This window comes from Simplicispira hankyongi, assembly GCF_003570885.1.
GTDB classification, from domain to species: Bacteria; Pseudomonadota; Gammaproteobacteria; order Burkholderiales; family Burkholderiaceae_C; genus Simplicispira; species Simplicispira hankyongi.
This window is the reverse complement of sequence record NZ_QXJC01000012.1, coordinates 23901-30880: the sequence shown is the minus strand read 5'-3', so window position 1 is coordinate 30880 and position 6980 is coordinate 23901. Positions and strand designations below refer to the sequence as shown.

Genomic DNA, 6980 nt, shown 5'->3' with positions numbered 1-6980 from the left:
AAGCTGCCTGCCAGGAGTGGTAGTTCAGTTGGTTAGAATACCGGCCTGTCACGCCGGGGGTCGCGGGTTCGAGTCCCGTCCACTCCGCCAGTTTTTAAAAGCCGCCAGTTGCAAAATTGGCGGCTTTTTTGCTGCTCTGAACAGTTCCGCCTGCGAGTATGCTTGCAGTATGCCGCTTTTGATTGATTCGTTCTGGCGCGCCATGGCCTACTGTGCGCGGCCGCGCGTACTCTTTCTCTCGCTTTTTCCCCTGCTGCTTCTGGGCGCTGCGGCCTTGCTGCTGGGCTGCTTCTATTGGGACGCAGCAGTGGCAGCCGTAGCCGTATGGATCAACTCCTCGGGCTTGATGGGAAGTTTCTGGAGTTGGCTGAGCGCCTGGGGGACGGGGAATCTGGCATCCATGGTGGCGCCCTTGATTTTGCTGGCCGTGGTGATGCCTGTGGTCGTGGTGCTGTCGCTTCTGGTGGTGGCTACCATGGTGACGCCTGCGTTGATCCGCTTGGTTGCACAGCGCCGTTTTCCGGAACTCGAGCGCAAACGCGGAGCTTCTTTTCTGCGGAGCATGGCTTGGTCGGTCTCATCAACGGCGCTGGCGCTCCTGGCGCTGTTTGCGTCCATGCCGCTGTGGTTGATTCCGCCACTGGTGCTGGTGCTGCCGCCGTTGATCTGGGGATGGTTGACGTACCGTGTGATGGCATTTGACGCGCTGGCAGAGCATGCTGATCGCGAGGAGCGCATGCTGATCCTGCAACGCCATCGCCTTCCCTTGCTGCTAATCGGGTTGGTCAGTGGCTACCTGGGGGCCGCTCCGGCGATTGTCTGGGCCTCGGGGGTGGTGTTTGCGGCTGCGTTTGTCGTACTCATTCCGGTGGGCATCTGGATATATACCCTGGTGTTTGCGTTTTCGTCCTTGTGGTTTACCCATTACTGTCTGGCGGCGCTGAAGATCATCCGAGGCACTGGTGCACCTCCGAGGCCCGGTGCTGCAGAAATTCCCGTCTCCATTGCCTCTCAGCCATGATTCCCCACTTCGGCCTGATCGTCATTGGCGATGAAATTCTGTCCGGCAAGCGCATCGACAAGCATCTGAGCAAAGTCATCGAACTTCTCAGGGAGCGTGGCCTGGGCCTCTCGTGGTCTGAATATGTGGGAGACGATGCGCCGCGCATTACGGCCACGCTGCAGCGTGCGTTTGCGTCTGGTGATGTGGTCTTTTGCACTGGTGGCATTGGTGCCACGCCAGACGACCACACCCGCGACTGTGCGGCGCAGGCGCTCGGTGTGCCCACCGTATTGCACCCACAAGCGCGTGAACTTATTGAAGCGCGCATGCGCCAAATGGCCGTGGAGAAGGGGGAGCCGTATGAACCTGATCGCGCCGACAACCAGCAACGGCTGCAGATGGGCAAGTTCCCACAAGGAGCGTCCATCATCCCCAACCCCTACAACCAGATTCCAGGTTTTTTTTGTTCGCCGCACGGCTCGGCAGGAGCGGTATATTTCGTTCCAGGTTTTCCGGTCATGGCGTGGCCCATGCTCGCCTGGGTGCTGGACACCTTTTATGGGCACTATTTTCACCAAGCCGTGCGAACCGAGCGTTCCGTGGTGGTTTTTGACAGCCAGGAAGCGCTGCTCACGCCGTTGATGGAATCCCTGGAGCGCTTGCACCCCGGCATTGCGGTGTTCAGTCTGCCCAGTGTGGACCATCCCGTCTATGGGCGCCATATTGAGCTGGGTGTCAAAGGTGAGGAGGCACTCGTGCCGCCCGCCTGGGACGCCTTGTTGGCCGGTTTGCACCAGTTTGGCGCGAAACTTGGCCCCGAAATGGTGCGTCCTGGCTGATTGGGCGCAATCATGGCTCTTTGCACCAAATTGAAGCGATGGGGCTGTCGCGAAGATGCTCTTCCTTTGTAGTGCAGCAACCCTGCGCTGGCACATAAACTGCTTTTCTTTTTAAAACCTTTTCTTAACCGCGATTTACCCAGGAGATTCGGATGGCCAAGACCGTTGCAGACGTGATGAAGATGGTGAAGGAGAACGAAGTCAAGTTCGTCGACTTCCGGTTTACGGACACCCGGGGCAAACAGCACCACACCACGGTTCCGGTGTCGCATTTCGACGAAGACAAGTTTGCTTCAGGGCATGCATTCGATGGTTCCTCCATTGCTGGCTGGAAGGGCATTGAGGCTTCGGATATGCAACTGATCCCCGATCCCAATTCGGCGAACATTGACCCGTTCTTCGAAGAAACCACCTTGATCATGACCTGCGACGTGATCGAGCCCAGCGATGGAAAGGCCTACGACCGCGATCCACGTTCGATTGCCAAGCGTGCCGAGGCCTATCTCAAGGCTTCTGGTTTGGGCGATACGGCTTTCTTCGGTCCCGAACCAGAATTTTTCATTTTTGACGGCGTGCGCTGGAGCAACGAGCCCGGCAACGTCAGCGTTGAAATTGAAGAATACGAAGCCCCCTGGAATACGGGAGCCAAGCTCGAAGGCGGCAACCGCGGACACCGCCCCACGGTCAAGGGCGGCTACTTTCCCGTCCCTCCCGTTGACAGCACGCACGACATGCGTGCCGAAATGGCTTTGATCCTCGAATCCGTGGGCATTCCGGTTGAGGTGTTCCACCACGAAGTGGCAGGTGCCGGCCAGAACGAGATTGGCACACGCTTTAGCACTCTGGTGGAGCGGGCCGACTGGACACAGCTGCAAAAATACGTGGTCCACAACGTGGCCAATGCCTACGGCAAGACCGCCACCTTCATGCCCAAGCCTTATGCTGGCGACAACGGTTCAGGCATGCACGTGCACCAGTCCGTGTGGAAAGACGGGAAGAACCTGTTTGCGGGCGACGGCTACGCCGGCCTCTCCGACTTCGCGCTGTACTACATCGGCGGCATCATCAAGCACGCACGTGCCCTGAACGCCATTACGAATCCTGGCACGAACAGCTACAAGCGTCTGGTGCCGCACTTTGAGGCACCGGTGAAGCTGGCGTATTCGGCCAAGAACCGCTCCGCTTCCATCCGGATCCCCTACGTGGCCAACCCCAAGGGCCGCCGTGTGGAGGCGCGCTTCCCCGATCCACTGATGAACCCCTACCTGGGCTTTGCCGCTCTGCTGATGGCCGGTCTCGATGGTGTGGAGAACAAGATTCATCCGGGCGAAGCCGCCACCAAGGATCTCTACCATCTGCCGCCCGAAGAAGACAAGCTGGTGCCCACCGTGTGCCACAGCCTGGACCAGGCGCTCGAAGCGCTGGATGCCGACCGTGCTTTCCTGACCAAGGGCGGGGTCTTCAGCGATGCCATGTTGGACGCATACATCGAGCTCAAGATGGGCGAAGTGACGCGCTTCCGCCAAGCCGTGCACCCAGTCGAGTTCGACATGTACTACTCGCTGTAAGCCGGCCCAGCCAGCCTGCAAGGCACTCTAGGGCGGCTTCGGCCGCCTTTTTTTATGTTCGGCTGAACGGACGCGCGGATCGGCTATCCGTTGCGCAAGCGCTTCGATTTGGCTGCTTGGTTACGCTTCGTGCATTGAGGGTGGTCGGCGTTTTGGGCGATACTGCGGCGAGGGCTGCACCGTATGTGCAGCCGGATGCTTATGAAAAAACTCTTTTTCCTTTTATTTGCCTGTGGTGTCGGTGCTGGGGTGGCCCAGTCTCCGGTCTTGGCCCAGGACCGGATTTACCGCTGCGGCAACGAATACACCAACAATGCCAGCGTCGCCAAGGACCGCGGCTGCAAGGTGGTGGAGGGTGGCAATGTCACAGTGGTCCAAGGTACGCGTCCCGCAACTGGCTCGGGTGCCAAGGCAGCAAGCTCGCCACCTTCGGCACCGCGCGTGGATGCCAATGACCAGAAGGCACGCGACGCGGATGCGCGCGCCATATTGCAATCCGAGCTGAAGAAGGCTCAGGCGCGGTTGGCTGACGTCAAGCAGGAATACAACAATGGCTCGCCGCAGCGCAACGCGCTCGATTTGCGCAATACGCAGAAGTACATGGAGCGCACCGCTGACCTCAAGGCGCAGCTCGACCGCGCAGAAGCCGACGTAGCAGGGATTCAGCGCGAGATCGATCGCCTTCCTCCGGTGCGCTGACGCCGTGGTGCCGGAGCGTGCTTCCGCGCGCCGCAGCTCCAGGTCGTTTGCCGCGTTCGACTGGCTTTCGGTCCTGGTGGCGGTGCTGCAACCAGACGGCTCGGTGCAGTACGCCAATGCTGCGCTGGAACAGATGCTCGGGGTGTCGCGGCGCACGTTGGTGGGAAGCGACTTCAGCCAGTACTTTACCGATCCCTCACTGATTCAGTCGGCTGTGGCCGGCACGCACAGCCACGATTTCGCTGCCGTGCGTTTTGAAGCCGTGCTGCGGCGCCTGCACCAGGACGGGATTCCGGTGCACGTTAACTTGGGCGTGGGGGAATTGCGCGAACACTTGGTCGTCGAGCTGTGGCCGCTGGAGCAGCAGGTGCGCCAAGACCGCGAAGAGCGTCTGCTGGAGCAGTCGCAGGCCCATAAAGAGTTGATTCGAAACCTCGCTCACGAGATCAAGAACCCGCTGGGCGGCATTCGCGGTGCTGCCCAGTTGCTTGAGCTGGAGCTGCAAAGTCCGGAACTGGCCGAATATACCGATGTGATCGTCCACGAGGCCGACCGGCTCCAGACGCTGGTGGACCGCCTGCTGGCGCCGCACCGCCACCCGCACGAGGTGGGTGATGTCAACATCCACGAAGTGTGCGAACGGGTGCGTTCTCTCGTCCTGGTAGAGCACCCGCTGGGTTTGAAGGTGCTGCGTGATTACGATACGTCCATTCCCGAATTTCGCGGTGATCGCGCGCAGTTGATCCAGGCCGTCCTCAACATCGTGCAGAACGCTGCCCAGGCGCTGGCGCCGCGCATGGCGCAGGGTGACGCCTGCATCACCTTGCGCACCCGCGTGGCGCGCCAGGTCACTTTTGGGCGGCAGCGCTACAAGCTGGCATTGGAATTGCATGTCATTGACAACGGGCCCGGCGTGCCCGATGCCATTCTGGACAGAATTTTCTATCCCCTGGTATCGGGCCGCGAGGGCGGTTCAGGGCTGGGGCTGACGTTGGCGCAGACGTTTGTGCAGCAGCACCATGGTTTGGTCGAATGCGAGAGTGTCCCGGGACGAACGGATTTCCGCATTCTCCTGCCGCTGCCCTGAGGAACGAGTACCGCAACCCAGGAAATGCAACGCTTATGAAGCCGATCTGGATAGCAGACGATGACCCTTCGATCCGCTTCGTGCTTGAAAAGGCCTTGGCCCGCGAGGGCCTGAGCACGCGAAGCTTCAGCCATTCGCGCGAAGTGCTCGATGCGTTGGCCGCCATTGCGGCGGGGGACGACAGCGAGCCCGGTCCGCAGGTCCTGGTTAGCGATATCCGTATGCCGGGTGGCTCGGGTCTGCAACTGCTGGAGAAGGTGCATGCCCTGCATCCCGCTCTGCCCGTCCTCATCATGACGGCGTATTCGGATCTGGACAGCGCCGTTTCGGCCTTCCAGCGCGGCGCCTTCGAGTATTTGCCCAAGCCGTTTGATCTTCCCAAGGCGGTGGAATTGATACGCCGCGCCGTACAAGAGAGCCAGCGCGAGGAGGTCGCGCAGGACAGCCCCGAGATCGCGCCCGAAATGCTGGGTCAGGCGCCCGCCATGCAGGATGTGTTTCGCGCTATTGGTCGCCTGAGCCAGAGCCTGGTGACGGTACTCATTACCGGCGAGTCGGGCTCCGGCAAGGAGCTGGTGGCGCGGGCGCTGCACAAGCATTCGCCCGTGGCACAGGGGCCTTTCGTTGCCATCAATACGGCTGCCATTCCGAAAGACCTGCTCGAATCGGAGCTCTTTGGCCATGAGCGGGGCGCCTTCACCGGCGCGCAGACACAGCGGCGCGGGCGCTTCGAGCAGGCCGAAGGCGGCACGCTGTTTCTGGATGAAATCGGCGATATGCCCTTCGATTTGCAGACGCGTCTGCTGCGCGTGCTCTCGGATGGTCAGTTCTACCGCGTCGGCGGGCACAGCGCCGTCAAGGCCCACGTGCGCGTGGTGGCCGCGACGCACCAGAACCTGGAGCAGCGCGTCAAGGAGGGTGGTTTTCGCGAAGACCTGTTCCACCGGCTGAACGTGATTCGCCTGCGCCTGCCCGCGCTGCGCGAGCGCCGCGAAGACATTCCCATGCTGACGCGCCACTTCCTGCAGGTCAGCGCGCGCCAGTTGGGAGTGGATTCAAAACGCATTTCCGATGCCGCGCTGGCGCGCCTGGAGCAGTTCAATTTTCCAGGCAACGTGCGCCAGTTGGAGAACGTCTGCCACTGGCTGACCGTGATGGCGCCGGCGCAGGTCATTTCGGTGCAGGATTTGCCACCTGAAGTGCTGGAGGTTGCGGCGCTGCCTGCAAGCGGCGCTCTCAAGCCGGTTCTGGAACCGGCTTTGCAAGACCCGCAGGCCCCGAGCGACGAGGTGCTCGGCCAGGGGAGCGTTCCGGCAGGCCATGGTGCTTTCTTGGCGTCCGGGGTAGGAGCGCTCGGCGAACCCAGGCCGGGGTTCGCGGCGGCACCAGCGGCGGTCGCATCCAAAGCCGACTGGGAGCTGGGCCTCGCGAGCGAAGTGCGCAGCTTGCTCGCCGCGGGCAGGCACGACGTGTGGGATTGCTTGTCGCAGCGATTCGAATCGTGCCTTATCAGCAGCACGCTCGACACCACGCATGGCAGGCGCATGGAGGCCGCACAGCGCCTGGGCATAGGCCGCAACACCATCACCCGGAAAATCCAGGAGCTTGGCCTGGAGGCAAAAAATATATATGAAAATGGCCTCTAGCGCTTATTGGATAAGCGCTTTAAGCTATCAATTTGATAATAATTTGAAACCGGTACGCGCCCCTTTTGCGCACGCGTCCAAGCCCCATGTGCAGGTGCGCGGAGGGCGCACCCGGCGGCGGCCCAGCGGCTCCCAGAA

The 6980-nt window shown here is 61.1% G+C and carries 6 protein-coding genes and 1 tRNA gene; all 7 read left to right on the top strand.

Annotated elements, in window-relative coordinates:
• Window positions 1–13: 13 nt before the first annotated feature.
• The 7 genes from D3F03_RS16430 (at window position 14) to ntrC (ending at window position 6842) form a co-directional block, all read left to right on the top strand.
• A tRNA-Asp gene (locus D3F03_RS16430) sits at window positions 14–90 on the top strand.
• Window positions 91–169: 79 nt separating this feature from the next.
• On the top strand, window positions 170–1021 hold the full coding sequence (locus D3F03_RS16425; RefSeq protein WP_119110521.1) for an EI24 domain-containing protein: 852 nt from the start codon (window positions 170–172) through the stop codon (window positions 1019–1021).
• Window positions 1018–1842 carry a competence/damage-inducible protein A gene (locus tag D3F03_RS16420; RefSeq protein WP_119110520.1) on the top strand — a complete coding sequence of 275 codons (825 nt, stop codon included), beginning with the start codon at window positions 1018–1020 and terminating at the stop codon, window positions 1840–1842. Before D3F03_RS16425 ends, D3F03_RS16420 begins: the two co-directional genes overlap by 4 nt.
• A gap of 152 nt (window positions 1843–1994) precedes the next feature.
• Entirely contained in the window at window positions 1995–3410 is a 1416-nt protein-coding gene (glnA, locus tag D3F03_RS16415; RefSeq protein ID WP_119110519.1) for a type I glutamate--ammonia ligase, read from the top strand.
• 201 nt (window positions 3411–3611) lie between these two features.
• A complete protein-coding gene (locus D3F03_RS16410; RefSeq protein WP_119110518.1) occupies window positions 3612–4109 on the top strand; it encodes a hypothetical protein in 498 nt (165 codons plus the stop codon).
• A gap of 7 nt (window positions 4110–4116) precedes the next feature.
• Window positions 4117–5196: a nitrogen regulation protein NR(II) gene (glnL, locus tag D3F03_RS16405; protein ID WP_119110524.1), complete on the top strand. Its 1080-nt coding sequence runs from the start codon at window positions 4117–4119 to the stop codon at window positions 5194–5196.
• A gap of 35 nt (window positions 5197–5231) precedes the next feature.
• Entirely contained in the window at window positions 5232–6842 is a 1611-nt protein-coding gene (gene ntrC, locus D3F03_RS16400) for a nitrogen regulation protein NR(I) (RefSeq protein WP_119110517.1), read from the top strand.
• The last annotated feature ends 138 nt before the right edge of the window (window positions 6843–6980 follow it).

Coding starts and splice junctions, on each gene's coding strand:
- glnA (WP_119110519.1), top strand. CDS start 1,995: ATGGCCAAGACCGTTGCAGACGTGATGAAGATGGTGAAGGAGAACGAA.
- D3F03_RS16425 (WP_119110521.1), top strand. CDS start 170: ATGCCGCTTTTGATTGATTCGTTCTGGCGCGCCATGGCCTACTGTGCG.
- D3F03_RS16420 (WP_119110520.1), top strand. CDS start 1,018: ATGATTCCCCACTTCGGCCTGATCGTCATTGGCGATGAAATTCTGTCC.
- D3F03_RS16410 (WP_119110518.1), top strand. CDS start 3,612: ATGAAAAAACTCTTTTTCCTTTTATTTGCCTGTGGTGTCGGTGCTGGG.
- ntrC (WP_119110517.1), top strand. CDS start 5,232: ATGAAGCCGATCTGGATAGCAGACGATGACCCTTCGATCCGCTTCGTG.